17 protein-coding genes are annotated in these 17,073 nt (G+C 67.1%); 13 read left to right on the forward strand and 4 right to left on the reverse strand.

The genetic code is table 11. The annotated features are described in order from the left end of the window. Positions 1-30 precede the first annotated feature (30 nt). Positions 31-534, forward strand: a complete 504-nt coding sequence (locus tag AX676_RS18280; RefSeq protein WP_066479628.1) for a hypothetical protein — start codon at positions 31-33, stop codon at positions 532-534. Here AX676_RS18280 and AX676_RS09470 read toward each other — a convergent pair. Further along, a complete protein-coding gene (locus AX676_RS09470; protein ID WP_066480128.1) occupies positions 488-1,006 on the reverse strand; it encodes an RNA pyrophosphohydrolase in 519 nt (172 codons plus the stop codon). The two genes, AX676_RS18280 and AX676_RS09470, sit on opposite strands and share 47 nt — an antisense overlap. A gap of 55 nt (positions 1,007-1,061) precedes the next feature. Here AX676_RS09470 and AX676_RS09475 point away from each other — a divergent pair, with 55 nt between their 5' ends. From AX676_RS09475 to AX676_RS09490, 4 genes are read left to right on the forward strand one after another with little or no spacing between them, the layout of a single operon-like run. Continuing rightward, positions 1,062-1,991, forward strand: a complete 930-nt coding sequence (locus AX676_RS09475) for a histone deacetylase family protein (protein WP_066479626.1) — start codon at positions 1,062-1,064, stop codon at positions 1,989-1,991. A gap of 13 nt (positions 1,992-2,004) precedes the next feature. Further along, complete coding sequence (locus AX676_RS09480) at positions 2,005-3,384, forward strand: cryptochrome/photolyase family protein (RefSeq protein ID WP_066479625.1); 1,380 nt, start codon at positions 2,005-2,007, stop codon at positions 3,382-3,384. A gap of 52 nt (positions 3,385-3,436) precedes the next feature. Next, positions 3,437-4,693, forward strand: a complete 1,257-nt coding sequence (locus AX676_RS09485) for an SAM-dependent methyltransferase (protein ID WP_066479623.1) — start codon at positions 3,437-3,439, stop codon at positions 4,691-4,693. Continuing rightward, positions 4,690-5,898, forward strand: coding sequence for a serine hydrolase domain-containing protein (locus AX676_RS09490; protein ID WP_066479621.1), 1,209 nt, complete (start codon positions 4,690-4,692; stop codon positions 5,896-5,898). The genes AX676_RS09485 and AX676_RS09490 overlap by 4 nt, the downstream gene beginning before the upstream one ends. Positions 5,899-6,079: 181 nt before the next feature. Here the strand turns inward: AX676_RS09490 and AX676_RS09495 are convergent, their stop codons facing one another. From AX676_RS09495 to AX676_RS09505, 3 genes are all read right to left on the reverse strand, one after another. Beyond that, complete coding sequence (locus AX676_RS09495; protein ID WP_066480126.1) at positions 6,080-6,796, reverse strand: SDR family NAD(P)-dependent oxidoreductase; 717 nt, start codon at positions 6,794-6,796, stop codon at positions 6,080-6,082. A gap of 8 nt (positions 6,797-6,804) precedes the next feature. Then, positions 6,805-8,250, reverse strand: a complete 1,446-nt coding sequence (purF, locus tag AX676_RS09500; protein WP_066479618.1) for an amidophosphoribosyltransferase — start codon at positions 8,248-8,250, stop codon at positions 6,805-6,807. A gap of 118 nt (positions 8,251-8,368) precedes the next feature. After that, the gene (locus AX676_RS09505; protein ID WP_066479616.1) at positions 8,369-9,994 is read right to left on the reverse strand and encodes a putative bifunctional diguanylate cyclase/phosphodiesterase; all 1,626 of its coding nucleotides are present in this window, start codon (positions 9,992-9,994) and stop codon (positions 8,369-8,371) included. 220 nt (positions 9,995-10,214) lie between these two features. On the opposite strand from AX676_RS09505, the gene ffh reads away from it, so the two are divergent. The 8 genes from ffh (at position 10,215) to AX676_RS09545 (ending at position 17,071) form a co-directional block, all read left to right on the forward strand. Beyond that, on the forward strand, positions 10,215-11,714 hold the full coding sequence (gene ffh / locus AX676_RS09510; RefSeq protein ID WP_066479614.1) for a signal recognition particle protein: 1,500 nt from the start codon (positions 10,215-10,217) through the stop codon (positions 11,712-11,714). 123 nt (positions 11,715-11,837) lie between these two features. Further along, positions 11,838-12,317 (forward strand): 30S ribosomal protein S16, encoded by a 480-nt coding sequence (rpsP, locus tag AX676_RS09515; RefSeq protein ID WP_066479612.1) that lies wholly within the window; start codon positions 11,838-11,840, stop codon positions 12,315-12,317. Positions 12,318-12,322: 5 nt separating this feature from the next. Further along, positions 12,323-12,799 carry a ribosome maturation factor RimM gene (gene rimM, locus AX676_RS09520; RefSeq protein ID WP_066479609.1) on the forward strand — a complete coding sequence of 159 codons (477 nt, stop codon included), beginning with the start codon at positions 12,323-12,325 and terminating at the stop codon, positions 12,797-12,799. 30 nt (positions 12,800-12,829) lie between these two features. Further along, complete coding sequence (locus tag AX676_RS09525; protein WP_066479607.1) at positions 12,830-13,111, forward strand: AbrB/MazE/SpoVT family DNA-binding domain-containing protein; 282 nt, start codon at positions 12,830-12,832, stop codon at positions 13,109-13,111. Beyond that, a complete protein-coding gene (locus AX676_RS09530; RefSeq protein ID WP_082730953.1) occupies positions 13,108-13,488 on the forward strand; it encodes a type II toxin-antitoxin system VapC family toxin in 381 nt (126 codons plus the stop codon). The genes AX676_RS09525 and AX676_RS09530 overlap by 4 nt, the downstream gene beginning before the upstream one ends. Next, on the forward strand, positions 13,485-14,222 hold the full coding sequence (trmD, locus tag AX676_RS09535; RefSeq protein ID WP_066479602.1) for a tRNA (guanosine(37)-N1)-methyltransferase TrmD: 738 nt from the start codon (positions 13,485-13,487) through the stop codon (positions 14,220-14,222). Before AX676_RS09530 ends, trmD begins: the two co-directional genes overlap by 4 nt. Beyond that, entirely contained in the window at positions 14,219-14,608 is a 390-nt protein-coding gene (gene rplS / locus AX676_RS09540; protein WP_066479600.1) for a 50S ribosomal protein L19, read from the forward strand. The genes trmD and rplS overlap by 4 nt, the downstream gene beginning before the upstream one ends. Positions 14,609-14,863: 255 nt before the next feature. Continuing rightward, entirely contained in the window at positions 14,864-17,071 is a 2,208-nt protein-coding gene (locus tag AX676_RS09545) for a S9 family peptidase (RefSeq protein WP_156437727.1), read from the forward strand. Positions 17,072-17,073: the final 2 nt, after the last annotated feature.

Raw genomic sequence — 17,073 nt, forward strand, 5'->3', positions numbered from 1 at the left:
GGGCCTGGGTGGAACAGGGGCCGGTATCGCATGATCGAGATGCACGAGCGCGTCCTGCTGTCGCACTGGCGTGCCTTGCTTGCCTGCCTTCCGGCATGGCGCCTGCTGGTGCCTCAGGTCGGCGCGGCGAGCTTTGCCAGCCGCACGCCGTTCGACTCGATTTCGGGCTTGATGCGAAATCGCGGCTTTGCGCGCGTTCTGGCGATCGTGGCATCGCGCAGCGATGCCGAGGTGGCATCGCTGCTGGCGCTGGCGCAGATCAACCAGGACCGCCAGACCTATTTCGCGCGGCTGCTGCTGCTCGCCTATGTGACCGTTCCGCTGACCGTCTTTGCACTCGCCGCCCAGATGTCGCCCGCGTGGCTGGCGCGGATTTTCGAACAATATCCGTCGGCGATCGGCGGAGGCATGGCTGGGGCCGGACTGGCGGTCGTAATCGCGCATGTCAACGAAGCCCGTGCCCGGTTGCTGATTGCAATGCTTCAGGTCATCCAGCTTGTCCGGGCGCACCCCGATCCGCAGGGCCCGCGCTGACCCAAGGCGCGAACGCGGCGAGCACGTCCTCATAGAGCGCGCGCTTGAAGTCGACGACGATGGCGGGCAGCTCGCGCGGGTCGGCCCAGCGCCAGGCGCGAAATTCCTGATGCGCCGTTGCGATGTCGATGTCGTGGTCCTCGCCCAGGAAGCGAAAGGCGAACCACATTTGACGCTGGCCACGCCACTTGCCCTGCCACACCTTGCCGATCAGCGCGTCGGGCAGGTCGTACCACAGCTCGTCGGGGGCCTGCGCGATCAGCTCGACGAGATGCGGCGCCACGCCGGTTTCCTCGCCCAGTTCGCGGATCGCGGCGGTCAGCGCGTCCTCGCCCGGGTCGATCCCGCCCTGCGGCATCTGCCACGCCTCCAGTGTCGAATCCATGCGCTGGCCGACAAACACATGGCCGTCGCGATTGATCAGCATCACGCCGGCGCAGGGGCGATAGGGCAGGGTGGAGACGTCGTTCACCGGATGGTCCTTCGGCACGGTTGGAAGCGGGCGGGCCCGGCTCTACCTAGGTGCGGTGATCCACATCGTCCACCATCCCGACTATGTCGCCGCCGCGCCCGCGCGCAGTGCTTATGAGTGGAACAAGAACGGCCTGGTTCGCGACCTGTTGCGCGCCCGGGACGAGGCGATCGTCTGGCACGCGCCCGAGGCGATGCCGCGTGACTGGCTGGAGGCGGTGCACGATGCCGAGTATGTCGATCAGGTGCTCGCGGCGCGCGTGCCGCCCGAAAAGGAGCGCCGCATCGGTTTTCCCGTGACCCCGACCGTTGCCGCGCGCGCGCAGAAGGTGCCGGGCGGCACCTGGCTCGCCGCGCGTCTGGCTCAATCGCACGGTTTCGCCGCCAACACCGCGGGGGGCAGCCATCATGCGCTGGCCGACACCGGCGCCGGATTCTGCGTGTTCAACGATCTGGCGATCGCCGCGGTCCGGCTGGTCGAGGCAGGCGATGCCCGCCGCGTGCTGATTGTCGATTGCGACGTGCATCAGGGCGACGGAACCGCCGCGCTCACCGCCGGGCGGCCGGGCATTGCCACCTATTCGATCCATGCGGAAAAGAATTTTCCGGTGCGCAAGGCGCGCTCGACCCTCGACGTCGCCTTGCCCGACGGGGTCGGCGACGCCGAATATCTCGATGCGCTCGCGACGACGCTCATGCCCCTGCTCGACGATTTCGCGCCCGACCTGGTGCTCTACCAGGCCGGGGTCGATCCGTTCGCGGGCGATCGGCTCGGGCGGCTGGCGCTCAGCCGGGAGGGGCTGGTCGCGCGCGACGCCTGGATTGCGCGGACCCTTGCTGTGCGCGGTGTACCGCTGGCGAGCGCGCTCGGCGGCGGTTACGGCCATGACGCCATGGAAGTCGCCGACCGCCATGTCGCCTCGCTGTTGACGCTCGCCACCACCTACGCCGCGCACATGCCGGCATCGCACGCCACTGCCGCCTGACAGGAAGACTATTTTGACCGCGCCCACCATCGTCTGGTTCCGCCGTGACCTTCGCCTGTCGGATCAGGCCGCGCTTGCCGCCGCCGCGTCGGAAGGCCCGGTAATCCCCGTCTATGTGCTCGACGACGAGACGCCCAAGCACCGCAAAATGGGCGGGGCGTCGCGCTGGTGGCTGCACCACAGCCTGGCCGCACTCGACGCCACCCTCCACGAAAAGGGCTCGCGGCTGATTCTGCGCCGGGGCCGCGTCGACGATGTGCTGGCCAGGCTGGCCGAGGAAACCGGCGCGACGCGGGTCCATGCGTTGCGCCATTACGAGCCTTGGTGGCGCAATGCCGAACGCGCGTTGGCCAAGCGGGTCGAGCTGGTCTGCCATGACGGCAACTATCTGGTCCCGCCCGGATCGGTGACGACCGGCAGCGGTCAGCCCTACAAGATCTACACCCCGTTCTGGCGCGCGCTGCAGGATCATATGCCGCCGCCCGCGCCCGCCAAGCGTCCGCGCGAAATTCCCTCGCCCGCGCGATGGCCGAAGAGCGAGCGGCTCGACGACTGGGGCCTGCGCCCCACCCGACCCAACTGGGCGACCGGCTTCGAGGCCGAATGGACCCCCGGCGAGGCGGGTGCGCGGGCGCGCATCGACTCGTTCCTCGACCGTGCGTCGTCCTATGGCGATGCGCGCAACCTGCCCAGCGTCGAGGGGACGTCGCGCCTGTCCCCGCATTTGCATTTCGGCGAGGTGTCGCCGGGCTATGTCTGGCACCGCACGATGGATCGCGGCGGATCGGTCGCGACCTTTCTGGGCGAGCTTGGCTGGCGCGATTATGCCCAGAACGTCATCCTGCAATTTCCCGACTATGCCTCGCGCAACGCGCGCGACAAGTTCGACGCGCTGGAATGGCGCGCGCTTGGCGATGCGGCGGTGAAGCGGGATTTCGAAGCCTGGACGCGCGGGCAGACGGGCTATCCGATCGTCGATGCCGGGATGCGCCAGCTGTGGGCCACCGGCTGGATGCACAATCGCGTCCGGATGATCGCGGCCAGCTTCCTGATCAAGCATCTGCTGATCGACTGGCGCGAGGGCGAACGCTGGTTCTGGGACACGCTGGTCGATGCCGATTACGGGTCGAACGCGACCAACTGGCAATGGGTGTCGGGGACCGGCATCGATTCCAACATGTTCGTGCGGATCATGGCGCCGCTCGGCCAGTCGGAAAAATTCGATGCCGGCGCCTATATCCGCCATTGGGTGCCAGAGCTGGCCGGGGTGCGCGGCGATGCGATCCATGATCCGGAAGCGGCCGGCGAGCGTCCGTCGGGCTATCCGCGCAAGATCATCGCGCACCGTGCCGCACGCGAACGGGCGCTGGCGGCGGTGAAGGCAATCGCCTGAACGGCGCGGTTGCGACTTGCAGCCGTCATCGTCGCGTGCATTGAGGGGCGCGATGAACGCACCCTCACGCAATCGGGGACGCCGCACCGGCCGCAACACCCACTCGCCGGTCGGGGGGGGCGGCACGCTGCGTTGGCTCGCGCCGGCGTTTCACCGCTTGCTCGACCGGCTCGACCGCGGGCTGGCGGCGGGCACGATCGAGGCGTCGTTGCCCGACGGGACCACCCGCTTTCTGGGCGCGCGATCGCCCGGCCCGGTGGCGGAAGTGCGGGTACACAGCTGGCGGGCGCTGCTGCGCCTCGTCACCGGCGGTTCGGCGGGATGGTATGAAGCCTGGGCGGCGGGGGAGTGGAGCAGCGCCGATCCGGTGCCGCTGTTCGACCTGTTCATGCGCAACCGCGTGCCGCTCGGCAATCTCGCGCGCGCCAGCGGCCCGACGCGCGCGGTCAAGCGCTGGCTGCACTGGCTCCACCACAACGACCGGGCGGGCGCGCGGCGCAACATCCGTTACCATTATGACCTGGGCAATGATTTCTACCGGCTGTGGCTCGACCCGAGCCTGACCTATTCGAGCGCGCTGTTCGACACGAGCGACGATCTCGCGGCGGCACAGGCGCGCAAGCTCGACGCCATCCTGGCGCGCACCGGAACGAAGCCGGGCGAGCGCATCCTCGAAATCGGCTGTGGCTGGGGCTCGTTTGCCGAACGCGCGGCGCGTGCCGGGCGACGGGTTCATGCGATTACCCTGTCCGAACATCAGGCCGAAGCGGCGATTGCGCGCAACGCGGGGCTGGACGGGGTGACGGTGGCGATCACCGACTATCGCGATGTCGATGGGGAATATGACGCGGTCGCCAGCATCGAGATGGTCGAGGCGGTCGGCCAGGCCTATTGGTCCGACTATCTGGCGACGATCGCGCGCGTGCTGAAGCCCGGCGGCCGCGCGGCGATCCAGTATATCGCGATCGACGACGCGATCTTCGACGCCTATGCCGCCAATGTCGATTTCATCCAGACCTATATCTTTCCCGGCGGGATGCTGCTGTCAACGTCACGCTTTCGTGCGCTGGCCGAACGCCACGGGCTTGCATGGCGCGATCCGCACGCATTCGGCGCGGACTACGCCCGCACGCTGCGCGAATGGCGGCATGCGCTCGACCGCGCGGTTGCCGAACACCGCCTGCCGGCCGATCTCGATCGCGGCTTTGTCGACCTGTGGCGCTACTATCTGATGTATTGCGAGGGCGGCTTTGCGGGTGGCGGCATCGATGTGGTTCAAGTCACGCTGGTCAAGGGAGGGAAGACATGACCGTTTGGACGAGACTGGCCTGTGCAGGTGCGCTCGCGCTGGCGCTGGGCGGATGCGGCGCGACGACGCAGGGCACGCGCGTGGCGACGGATGCCGCCATCCCTTCGCCACAGGTCGCGCTGACGCCCGAAAATGCCGACGGTCTGCGCCAGGTCGGCGCACGCGTGCTGTTCTGGTCGCAGGCCGAGCGCGACCGCAATTTCATGGCGATGGAGACCTTGTTCCCGGGCCATATCGTCAAGGCGGGCGGCAAGGTCCGCGCGCTGCCCGCCGGCGAGCCGCTGCCGCTGCCCGCCGCCGACGTGGATGCGTTCATGGCGGCGCAGAATGTGACCGGGCTGATCGTGGTTCAGGACGGCCGCGTCCGGCTGGAACGCTATGCGCGCGGTTTCGGGCCGGACCAGCGCTGGACCAGCTTTTCAGTCGCCAAGTCGTTCACCTCGACCCTGGTCGGCGCGGCTATTCGTGACGGTGCGATCAAGTCGGTCGACGATCCCGTCACGCGCTACATCCCCGAACTGGCCGGCAGCGGCTATGACGGCGTGACGGTGGCGCAGCTCCTCACCATGACCTCGGGCGTCAAGTGGAACGAGAATTATACCGATCCCAACTCGGACGTCGCCCGGCTTTATGCGAAGCCCGCGCCGCCCGGCGTCGACCCGACGGTCGCCTATATGCGAACGCTGGTGCGCGAGGCTGAACCGGGCAGCAAATGGGTCTACAAGACCGGCGAGACGAACCTGATCGGCGTACTCGTCACCCGCGCGACCGGACGGCCGCTCGCCAACTATCTGAGCGAGAAGGTCTGGAGACCCGCGGGCATGCAGCGCGATGCCTTTTGGATGGTCGATCCCTCGGGTCAGGAAATCAGCGGTTGCTGCCTGTCGGTCACGCTGCGCGACTATGCCCGCATGGGGCTGTTCGCGCTCGAAGGCGGGGCGGGCCAGGTGCCGCCCGACTGGTTCAAGACCGCGACCGCGCCGCTCGCCAGCATCGGCGCGCCGGGCTTCGGCTATGGCTATCAATGGTGGACCTATCCCGGCGGGCGCTTCGGCGCGCAGGGGATTTTCGGCCAGGGCATCGTCATCGACCCCGCGACCCGCACCGTGATCGCGATCACTTCGTCCTGGCCGAGCGCGACGGGGCGCGAATTGTCGGGGCAGCGGCTGGGATTCGTCGCGAAGGTGCTGGCGGCGGTGGAGTAGGGGGCGGGGTGGCTCTGCGTCCTTCGATACGCCGCTTCGGCAAGCTCAGCGGCTACTCAGGATGAGCGGTTCTCTACTCTTAATCCAAGACTACTACCGCTCATCCTGAGTAGCGACTGAGCGAAGTCGAAGGCGCGTATCGAAGGACGCGTATGCTCTCATCGAAGGACGCAGCGCAGCCTCACCCCACGCGTTCGAAGTGCCCGGTCTCGAAATCGCTCGCGGCCAGCGCCACGATCCGTTCCGCCACCGTCTCCGGCGGCTTGACGCTGGCGGGGTCCTCGCCGGGATAGGCGCGCGCGCGCATCTTGGTGCGCGTGGCGCCGGGATCGACGATCGCGACGCGAACCTTGCTGACGTTGCGCACTTCCTCGGCATAGGCGAGCAGCAGATTCTCGAACGCGGCCTTGGACGCGCCATAGAGCCCCCAATAGGCGCGCGGCTGCCGCGCCACGCTGGAGGTCAGGCCGATGATCCGGCCGGCGGGTGCCGCGCGCAGCAGCGGGTCGAACGAAGTCAGCAGCGCCGCCTGCGCGCTGACGTTCAGCGTGAATACGCTCGAGACTTCCTTGGCATCGAACGCCGGCACCGCCGCCAGCGACCCCAGGGTCGCGGCGTTGAGCACCAGGAGGTCGAGCGTCGGCCAGCGCCCGGCGATCGCATTGCCCAGCCGGGCCACGCCGTCGGTCTGCGCCAGGTCGAGCGGCGCGATGGTCGACGTGCCGCCGGCGGCGTGGATCGCTTCCTCGACTTCCTCGAGCCCGCCCGTCGTCCGCGCGGTCAGGATGACGTGCGCGCCCGCGGTTGCGAGCGCGCGGGCGGTCGCGGCGCCGATGCCGCGGCTTGCCCCTGTGATCAGCGCGGTCCGGCCGGCGAGCGGCTTTGCAGGGTCGGTCATCGCGTCGCTCACTCCGCCAGCAGTTCGAGCTGCCCGGCCGCGCGTTCGTCGCAATCGGTCAGCGGGGTGGGATAATCGCCGGTGAAACAGGCGTCGCAATAGCGCGGTCGCACGGCCGCCCGCCCGGCCTCGCCCAGCGCCTTGTAGAGCCCGTCGATCGAGATGAACGCGAGGCTGTCGGCATGGATGAAATCGGTCATGCCGCCGACGTCGAGCTGCGCGGCCAGCAGCTTGGCGCGCTCGGGCGTGTCGACGCCGTAGAAGCAGCTGTGGCGCGTCGGCGGGCTGGCGATGCGCATGTGCACCTCCGCTGCGCCGGCTTCGCGCATCATCTGAACGATCTTCAGGCTGGTCGTGCCGCGCACGATCGAATCGTCGATCAGGACCACGCGCTTGCCCTGGATCAGCGCGCGGTTCGCATTGTGCTTCAGCTTGACGCCCAGGTGACGGACCTTGTCGCCCGGCTGGATGAAGGTGCGTCCGACATAGTGCGAGCGGATGATGCCCAGCTCGAACGGGATGCCCGATCGCTGCGCATAGCCCAGCGCAGCGGGGGTGCCGCTGTCGGGCACCGGAATGACCAGGTCGGCGTCGACCGGGCTTTCGTCGGCCAGCTGTGCGCCGATCGCCTTGCGCACCGAATAGACCGATCGGTCCTCCGCGATCGAATCGGGGCGCGAGAAATAGACCCATTCAAAGATGCACGGCCGCGCCGCGACCGGCGCGAAGGGGCGCACCGACGTCACCTTGTCGCCCTCGACGATCACCAGCTCGCCGGGATCGACCGAGCGGACGAACTCCGCCCCGACGACGTCGAGCGCGACGGTTTCCGACGCGAAGATCACCGAGTCGCCCAGCCGTCCCATGACCAGCGGGCGGATGCCCAGCGGGTCGCGACACGCGATCATGCCGCTTTCGGTCAGGCAGATCAGCGAATACGCCCCCTCGACCTGCTTCAGTGCATCGATGAACCGGTCGAGCAGCGTGCGGTAGCTCGACGTCGCGACCAGGTGGATGATCGTCTCGGTGTCCGACGTCGACTGAAAGATCGAACCCGACCGGACCAGCTCGCGCCGCAGATGCGCCGCATTGGAGATGTTGCCGTTGTGGGCGATCGCAAAGCCGCCGGTGGCGAGGTCGGCATAGAGCGGCTGCACGTTGCGCAGCGCGGTCTCGCCGGTGGTCGAATAGCGCACATGGCCGGCGGCGACTCGTCCCGGCAGCGCCTCGATCACCTCCGGACGGTCGAAATTGCCCGCGACATGCCCCATCGCGCGATGGGTGTGGAACAGCGCGCCGTCGAAGCTCGAAATGCCCGCCGCCTCCTGGCCGCGATGCTGGAGCGCGTGGAGCCCGAGCGCCACCAGAGCGGCGGCACCATCGGCGTTCGATACGCCGAAAATGCCGCATTCCTCGCGCAGTTTGTCGTCGTCGAATGGATTGGTCGTCAACATGGATACTCGCCGCGCGTGCTGGTTGGCGCGGCATATAGGCATGGCTGACGGCTTTGTCGCCCTTTTGTCACATCGGCCGCCGGGCGCGGATGTCCCGGTCCGGACGCCAGCGGCGCGATCAGCCCGCCAGGCGGTGCTCGCCGAGTTCGCCGGCATCGTCGCCGCCGCGGCTCGACCCGAGCAGCAGCCGGCGCTCGGCCAGCATGCGGCGCACGCCCGCCGCGCCCAGCGGCTTGCCATAATGCCAGCCCTGGCCCTTGGCGCAGCCGATCGCACGCAGGCGGTCGGCGATCGCCTCGTTCTCGATCCCCTCCGCGGTGACCGGCAGGTTCAGGCTTTCGCCCAGCCGGACGATCGCATTGACGATCGCGGCCGAATCCGGATTCTCGATGATCGAGCTGACGAAGCTGCGGTCGATCTTGATCCGGTCGAATGGCAGCGCGCGCAGATGTGCGAGCGACGAATAGCCCGTGCCGAAATCGTCGAGCGCGATGCGGATGCCCTGGTTCTTCAGACTGCCGATGATCGACTGGGCGAGCGCCAGATTGTCGAACAACGCGCTTTCGGTGACCTCGATCTCCAGCCGGCTGGCGGGGAAACCGCTTTCGGTCAGGCTCTTGATGATCTTCTGCGCCAGCCACGCGTCGCGCAGCTGCCAGGGCGAGATGTTGATCGACAAGACGAGCGCCGGGTCCCAGTCGCGCGCGATGCCGAACGCCTGGCGCATCACCGACAGCGACAGGTCGTTGATCAGGCCCGAATCCTCGGCGATCGAGATGAAACGGTCGGGGCCGATCACGCCCTGCGTCGCGTGCTCCCACCGCGCGAGCACCTCGAAGCCGATCAGCTTGCCGGTTTCGAGCTCCACCTGCGGTTCGAAATAGGGCACGATCTCCTGTGCCGGGATCGCCGAGCGCAGACCGTTTTCCAGCTCGTTGCGGATCTTCAGCTCGCGCTCCATCGACCGGTCGAACCACGTCGCGCGCCCGCCACCCGCGCGCTTCGCACTGGCCATGGCGATGTCCGCGGCGCGGATCAGCGAATCGACCGAGGCGGAGTCGAAGTCGGATCGCGCCATGCCCGCCGACGCGCCGACGTGACAGATGACGCCGTCCGCATCGATCGGCTGGCTGATCCGGGTCAGCAGCCGGTCGGCAAAGCGTTCGACCGGATCGTGATGCGACGGGTCGAAGACGAAGGCGCAGCCGAATTCGTCGCCGGCAAATCGCGCCAGCAACGCGCCCGACGGTGCGATGTCGGAGATTTCGGTGGCGATGCGGCGCAGCAACGCGTCGCCGATCTGATGCCCGTGCATGTCGTTGACATGCTTGAACCCGTCCAGGTCGACGATGACCATCGCGACCGCCTTGTGCTGCTTCTGGGCGCGCACGAACATCACCGTCGCATCCTCCACGAAGCTGCGGCGGTTCAGGAATCCGGTGAGCATGTCCTGCGCCACCAGCAGCGCGGCGCGTTCGGCACTGATGCCCGCCAGCGGCGACAGGCTGCGCGAACCGCCGTTGCGACGCCATCCGAACAGGATGAGCGCGACGTTCAGGATCAGCGCCACGGTCATCACCCGGTCGGGTTGCGCGGCGTTGCCGAAATAGGCCGAGGCGATCTGGGCCAGCACGGTGCTGGCGATCCCGACGAACAACAGGATCGACGCGACCGAAATGGCGATGCGCGTCGTGTCGCGCTGCGATGATCGCCGGTGGGCTGTCGGAACCTGCTGCGAACGCATTCATGCTTCTCCGTGGCGGAACGGCCAAGCTATCGGCGCGGCAGGTATAGATCAGGTTAAACCGGTGCCGGCTTGCGGAATCCGCGCCCTGCGGCTATGTGCCGCGCCAAGCAGTCCCGATGGAATGCGATATCGACGTCCCCAGCGGGGATGAGGCCGGCCGACGAGGTTTCGTTCGCCGGCTCATTTTGCGTTTGGGATCGACGGAAGTGGAGTTGGCATGTTCGACAGTCTGAGCGACCGGCTTGGCAGCGTCTTCGATCGGTTGAAGGGCCGCGGTGCCCTGACCGAGGCGGACGTGCGCGCCGCAATGCGCGAGGTGCGGATCGCGTTGCTCGAAGCCGATGTCGCTTTGCCGGTCGCGCGCGAATTCGTCGACAAGGCGACCGAGCAGGCCGTCGGCCAGCAGGTGCTGCGGTCGGTCACGCCCGGGCAGCAGGTCGTCAAGATCGTCCATGACGCCCTGGTCGACATGCTCGGGCCGGACACGGCGGAACTCGAGATCGGCGTCACCCCGCCTGCCGTCATCATGCTCGTCGGCCTTCAGGGGTCGGGCAAGACGACGACGACCGCCAAGCTCGCCAAGCTGCTGTCGGGCAAGGAGCGCAAGAAGGTGTTGATGGCGTCGCTCGACGTCAATCGCCCGGCCGCGCAGGAACAGCTCGCGGTGCTCGGCCAGCAGACCGAGGTCGCGACTTTGCCGATCGTTCCCGGCCAGCAGCCGGTCGATATCGCCAGGCGCGCGCTGCAGGCGGCAAAGCTTCAGGGCTATGACGTACTGATGCTCGACACCGCCGGGCGACTGCACGTCGACCAGGCGTTGATGGACGAGATGAAGGCGGTCGCCGACATCAGCCGGCCCGATGAAATCCTGCTCGTCGTCGACTCGCTGACCGGCCAGGACGCGGTCAACGTCGCGAAGAACTTTTCCGAACAGGTGCCGCTGACCGGTGTGATCCTGACCCGGATGGACGGCGATGCGCGCGGCGGCGCGGCGCTGTCGATGCGCTCGGTCACCGGCAAGCCGATCAAGTTCGCCGGCATGGGCGAGAAGCTCGACCAGATCGAGGCGTTTCATCCCAAGCGCGTTGCGGGCCGCATCTTGGGCATGGGCGACGTCGTCTCGCTGGTCGAGCGCGCCGCCGAAGCGATTCAGGTCGAAGATGCCGAGAAAATGGCGCAGCGGCTCGCCAAGGGCCAGTTCGACATGAACGACCTGCGCAGCCAGTTGCAGCAGATGCGCCGCATGGGCGGCCTTGGCGCGCTGGCCGGCATGATGCCCGGCATGAAGAAGGCGCAACAGGCCATGGCGTCGGGCGCGGTGGATGAGAAGATCCTGCTTCGCATGGACGCAATGATCACCTCGATGACGCCCAAGGAGCGGGCCAAGCCCGAACTGCTCAACGCCAAGCGCAAGATCCGCGTCGCCAAGGGGTCGGGCACCACCGTGCAAGACGTCAACCGGCTGCTCAAGATGCACCAGGAAATGTCCACCGCCATGAAGAAGATCAAGAAGATGGGCGGGATCAAGGGGATGCTGGCGATGCTCGGCAAGGGCGGGCCCGGCGGCGGCATGGGCGGCATCGGCAATGCGCTGGGCGGTCCGCAGCTGGGTGACATGATGGGCAAGGCGGGCGCGGGCCTGCCTGGCCTTGGCGGGCCGGGGGGCAACATGCCCAACCTGCCGCCCGGGTTCGAGAATTTGTTGAAGAAGAAGTGACTTAACCTGCCGTTGCCGTCACCCCAGCGAAGGCTGGGGTCTCGTGCGGCAACGGCAACCCATGACCACCACGAGACCCCGGCCTTCGCCGGGGTGACGAATTGCAGAAGGAAGAAAGATCAAATGGCAACCAGCATGCGTCTGTCGCGCGGCGGATCGAAGAAGCGGCCTTATTACCGGATCGTGGTTGCGGATTCGCGCGCCCCGCGCGACGGCAAGTTCATCGAAAAGATCGGCACCTATAATCCGCTGCTCGCCAAGGATTCGCCCGATCGCATCAAGCTCGACAACGATCGCGCCGCGCACTGGCTCAAGATGGGCGCGCAGCCGACCGATCGCGTCGCGCGCTTCCTCGACGCCGCCGGGATCAAGGAGCGTCCCGCGCGCAACAACCCGAACAAGGGCAAGCCGGGTGAAAAGGCCACCGAGCGCGCCGAAGAGCGGGCGGAGAAGCTGAAGGCGGCTGAAGAAGCGGCGGCAGCAGCGGCTGCCGCACCCGCAGTCGAGGAAGCGGCACCCGCTGAGGAAGCCGCCGCCGAAGAAGCTCCCGCCGCCGAAGAGACCCCGGCTGCCGAAGCTGCCGGGGAACAGGCCGAGGGCTGATCGCCTTGCCGTCCGACCGCCCCGTCACGCTTGCCGTCGTCATCGGCGCGCACGGCGTGACGGGCGAGGTTCGCCTGAAGGTCTTCGCCGAACGGCTCGAGACCTTCGGCGCTTTCAACGCCGGCACCTTGACGCTGAAATCACTGCGTCCTGGCTCGAATGGTGCCATTGCCCGTTTCGCCGAGGTCACGGACCGCAATGCTGCCGAGGCGCTGCGGGGGACCGAGCTGACGGTGCCGCGATCGGCGCTGCCCCCGCTCGGCGAGGGCGAATATTACCATGTCGATCTGCTCGGCCTGCCGGTGGTCGACCATGCCGGCGAATCCGTCGGCACGGTCGCCGCGATCGACAATTTCGGCGCAGGTGATGTGCTCGAAATCGAACGTCCCGACGGCCGGCGCTTCATGGTGCCGATGACGCCCGCGGCGGTGCCCGAATGGGACGACGCAAGGCTCGTGATTGACGCGCGCTTTGTCGAATAGTATATACATACCGTATATACGGAGGCGGCGATGAGCGAGGAACGTGCGGAGTGGGCGGGCAAGACCTTCAAGTCGGGCAACTCGGTCGCGCTGCGCCTGCCCAAGGGACTCGGCATTCCGGAAGGTACTGAGGTGCGCGTGGTCAAGGAGGCACCGATGACATTTCGGGTGGAGCCGGTCGATGCGCCGAGGCGCAAGATCGACATCAGCGGTTTCGCGGGAAAAGCACCCGGTGCAAGACTCATACCGCATGGCGATTTTGACGAGCGGCCGAGTGCCATCGCGCGCCGATTGGCCGCAACTGAGAAGTGACCAAGTATCTCATTGATGCTGACTCCGCCATCTACGCGATGGCGGAGCGGCACTCAGCTTTGAATCAGAGGTTGGCCGATTGTTATCCGGGCGACGTCGCCATTTCCGTCATCAGCTTTGCCGAGATCGCGGTGGGAAGCTATGTCGGCAAGCCGCCAAGTCCTGAGGTTCTTTCCGCCTTCATCAGGGTTGTGCCGATCCTGTCTTTTGACGAGGTAGCGGCCCACGCTTATGCCCGTTTGCCCTTTAAGCGCGCCCGTTTCGACCGCCTGCTCGCCGCGCACGCGCTGAGCCTCGGCGCGACGATCGTTACCAACAACGAAGCCGACTTCGCGGACGTCCCGGGACTGCGGCTTGAGAACTGGACAATCGTGTGACCTTCGCCGCGACCATCCTCACCCTCTACCCGGACATGTTTCCGGGCCCGCTCGGCCATTCGCTGGCGGGGCGGGCGCTGGCGGAAGGACTCTGGTCGTGCGATGCCCGCAACTTCCGCAACTTCGCCACCGACAAGCACCGCACGGTCGATGACACCCCGGCGGGCGGCGGTGCGGGCATGGTGCTGAAGGCGGACGTGCTGGCGGCGGCGTGCGATGCGGTCGGCTATGACCGGCCGATGCTGGCGATGACGCCGCGCGGCCGGCCGCTGACCCAGGCGCGGGTGCGCGAACTGGCGGCGGGTCCGGGCGTGTCGATCCTGTGCGGCCGGTTCGAGGGGTTTGACGAGCGACTGTTCGACGCGCGCCCGATCGAACAGGTGTCGATCGGCGACTATGTGCTGTCCGGCGGCGAGATGGCGGCTTTGGTGCTGCTCGATGCTTGCATTCGCCTGATTCCCGGCGTAATGGGCGCGACCTTGAGCGGGGAGGACGAGAGCTTCGAAACGGGGCTGCTCGAATATCCGCAATATACCCGACCTGTCGAATGGGAAGGGCGCACGATCCCCGAAGTGCTGCGATCGGGGGATCATGCGAGGATCGCGGCCTGGCGCAAGCAACAGGCAGCGGCCGATACACGGCTAAGGAGGCCGGACCTTTGGGAGCGCCATGACGGCGTTCGGGTCGGTACTCCCTCTGGCGCGCAGCGACGAGAACAGGACGAGACGACATGAACCTCATTCAGACGATCGAGGCGGAACAGATTGCCAAGTTCACCGCCGCCAAGAAGATCCCCGAATTCCGCCCCGGCGATACGCTGAAGGTCGGCGTGAAGGTGGTCGAAGGCGAGCGTACCCGCGTCCAGAATTTCGAAGGCGTGTGCATCGCGCGCTCGAACAAGGGCATGGGCAGCAACTTCACCGTCCGCAAGATTTCGTTCGGCGAGGGCGTCGAGCGCGTCTTTCCGCTCTATTCGCCCAACGTCGAGTCGATCGAGGTCGTGCGCCGCGGCGTCGTGCGGCGTGCGAAGCTCTATTATCTGCGCGGCCGCACCGGCAAGTCGGCGCGCATCGCCGAGCGCCGCGACATGCGCCCCGCCAAGACCGAAGCCGCCGAATAATTCGGCGACTTCGCGACGATCTTACGGGCGTGGAAGCATCCGCTTCCACGCCCGTTTTGCGTCCGGACGCATCGGTTTCACGACATCCCCGCCCGCCGGCAGCCCTTTACCGCGCGCAGCCGAGCCGCAATAACGGTCGCGCCAGCCCTCGCGTTCGTCGGGGTGCCTTTAGCGGAGAGAATGAGGATGTCGAAATGGGCGGCTACGGCCCTGTTCGTGAAATCGGGGCTCGTCGCCTCTCTGTTGAGTGCGGGAATGCTGATCACCATGGATGCTGATGCCCAGACGCCGCAGGCGAACGCAGCCGCTGCCCGTGCCGGCGACCTGACGCTGCAGCGGGTGTTCGCCAGCCCCGATCTGTCGGGAACGACGCCGCGCCAGTTGAAGCTGTCCCCGGACGGCAAGCTGTTGACGCTGCTGCGCAACCGGGCCGACGAACGCGAGCGGTTCGACCTGTGGGCGATGGATACCGCAACGGGCGAATGGCGCATGCTGGTCGACAGCCGGAAGATCGGCACCGGTGCGGAGCTGTCCGAAGCCGAGAAGATGCAGCGCGAGCGCGCGCGCATCGGCGGCACGCGGGGCATCATCGCCTATGACTGGACGCCCGATGGATCGGCGATCCTGGTGCCGCTCGACGGCGACCTGTTTCTCGCCACGCTCGACGGGCAGGTGCGCCGCCTGACCGAGAGCGCTGCTGGCGAGCTCAATCCCGCAATCAGCCCGGCGGGGCGCTATTTGAGCTTCGTGCGCGACCAGAATCTGTACGTCCAGCCGATCGCGGGCGGCGACGCGCGCCGCATCACCCCCGACGGCACGGGCACGGTGCATTGGGGCGAGGCAGAGTTTGTCGCGCAGGAGGAGATGGACCGTTCGGACGGCTATTGGTGGTCGCCCGACGACACCCGGATCGCAGTCCAACGCTTCGACGAAGCGACGGTCGGGATCGTCAGCCGCGCGGCCATCGGTGCCGAAGGTACGCGCGTCTATGACCAGCGTTACCCCAGGGCGGGGACGGACAACGCCCGGGTCGAACTCTATGTCATGGCGCCGGACGGATCGGGACGGGTCAAGGTCGATCTGGGCACCGACCCCGACATCTATCTGGCGCGTGTGGACTGGACGCCTGACGGCCGCGCGCTGCTCGTCCAGCGCCAGAGCCGCGACCAGCGCACGCTCGACCTTTTGCAGGTCGATCCCGCAACCGGCGCGTCGAAGCTGCTGTTCACCGAGCGCGCGGGCGAGCGAAGCTGGATCAACCTCCACTACGCGCTGCGGCCGATGCGCGACGGGTCGCTGATCTGGTGGTCGGAGCGTGATGGCCATGGCCACCTCTATCGCTGGAAAGGCGGGCGCTGGACCCAGCTGACCAAGGGCGATTGGGAAGTCGCCGGGATCGTCGGCGTTGACGAGGCCAAGGGCCGGATCACCTTCCTCGGCAACAAGGACGGCGTGCTCGAGCGTCATCTTTACGCCGTCGACCTGGCGAAGCCGGGTGCCGTGACCCGCTTGTCCGAGCCGGGCTGGTGGCACGGTGCGACCGCGAATCGCGACGCCAGCCGGATGATCGTCACGCGCTCCAGTCCGGATCAGCCGCCGCAGGTCTATCTGGCGGATGCGACGGGCCGACGTACCAGCTGGGTCAACGAGAACAAGGTTGCGGGCGATCATCCCTACGCGCCGTTCATGGCGAGCCACGAGCCCAAGAAGTTCGGGACGATCAAGGCCGCCGACGGCACCGTGCTGCATTGGGAGATGATCACGCCAAAGCTGGAGCCGGGCCGTAAATATCCGGTGTTCTTCCAGCATTATGGCGGCCCGCATGCCCAGACGGTCAGCCGGCAATGGGCGGGCGCGCTCCAGCAATATCTGGTCGACCGCGGCTATATCTGGTTCCAGCTCGACAATCGCGGCGCGGCCAATCGCGGCAAGGCGTTCGAGGACCATTTGTTCCAGGCGATGGGATCGGTCGAGGTCGCCGATCAACGCGCCGGGGCCGAATGGCTGAAGCAGCAGGCGTTCGTGGATGCCGACCGCATCGTCACCTATGGCTGGTCCTATGGCGGCTATATGACGCTCAAGATGCTGGAGGCGGACCCCGGGCTCTATGCGGCCGGCATTGCCGGTGCCCCGGTCAGCAAGTGGGAACTGTACGACACCCATTATACCGAACGCTACATGGGCGACCCGCGCCGCGTGCCGGAGGCCTATGCGACGTCGAACACGGTGGCCGATGCGCTGAAGATCCGCGATCCGCTGCTGCTCATTCACGGCATGGCGGACGACAATGTCGTGCTCGAGCATTCGACCGTGATGATGTCAAAGCTTCAGGGCGGGGCGGTGCCGTTCGAGCTGATGCTGTATCCCGGCCAGACGCACCGGGTCGGTGGGCCGGGGGTGAGCGAACATCTGTGGACAACCATCCTCGACTTCCTCGACAGGCGGGTCGTGAAGCCGCAATAGCG

The sequence above is a fragment of the Sphingomonas sp. CCH21-G11 genome (genome assembly GCF_001555965.1).
Classification (GTDB): domain Bacteria; phylum Pseudomonadota; class Alphaproteobacteria; order Sphingomonadales; family Sphingomonadaceae; genus Sphingomonas.

Coding starts and splice junctions, on each gene's coding strand:
- AX676_RS18280 (WP_066479628.1), top strand. CDS start 31: ATGATCGAGATGCACGAGCGCGTCCTGCTGTCGCACTGGCGTGCCTTG.
- AX676_RS09485 (WP_066479623.1), top strand. CDS start 3,437: ATGAACGCACCCTCACGCAATCGGGGACGCCGCACCGGCCGCAACACC.
- AX676_RS09490 (WP_066479621.1), top strand. CDS start 4,690: ATGACCGTTTGGACGAGACTGGCCTGTGCAGGTGCGCTCGCGCTGGCG.
- AX676_RS09495 (WP_066480126.1), bottom strand. CDS start 6,796: ATGACCGACCCTGCAAAGCCGCTCGCCGGCCGGACCGCGCTGATCACA.
- purF (WP_066479618.1), bottom strand. CDS start 8,250: ATGTTGACGACCAATCCATTCGACGACGACAAACTGCGCGAGGAATGC.
- AX676_RS09505 (WP_066479616.1), bottom strand. CDS start 9,994: ATGCGTTCGCAGCAGGTTCCGACAGCCCACCGGCGATCATCGCAGCGC.
- ffh (WP_066479614.1), top strand. CDS start 10,215: ATGTTCGACAGTCTGAGCGACCGGCTTGGCAGCGTCTTCGATCGGTTG.
- rpsP (WP_066479612.1), top strand. CDS start 11,838: ATGGCAACCAGCATGCGTCTGTCGCGCGGCGGATCGAAGAAGCGGCCT.
- AX676_RS09525 (WP_066479607.1), top strand. CDS start 12,830: ATGAGCGAGGAACGTGCGGAGTGGGCGGGCAAGACCTTCAAGTCGGGC.
- rplS (WP_066479600.1), top strand. CDS start 14,219: ATGAACCTCATTCAGACGATCGAGGCGGAACAGATTGCCAAGTTCACC.
- AX676_RS09545 (WP_156437727.1), top strand. CDS start 14,864: ATGCTGATCACCATGGATGCTGATGCCCAGACGCCGCAGGCGAACGCA.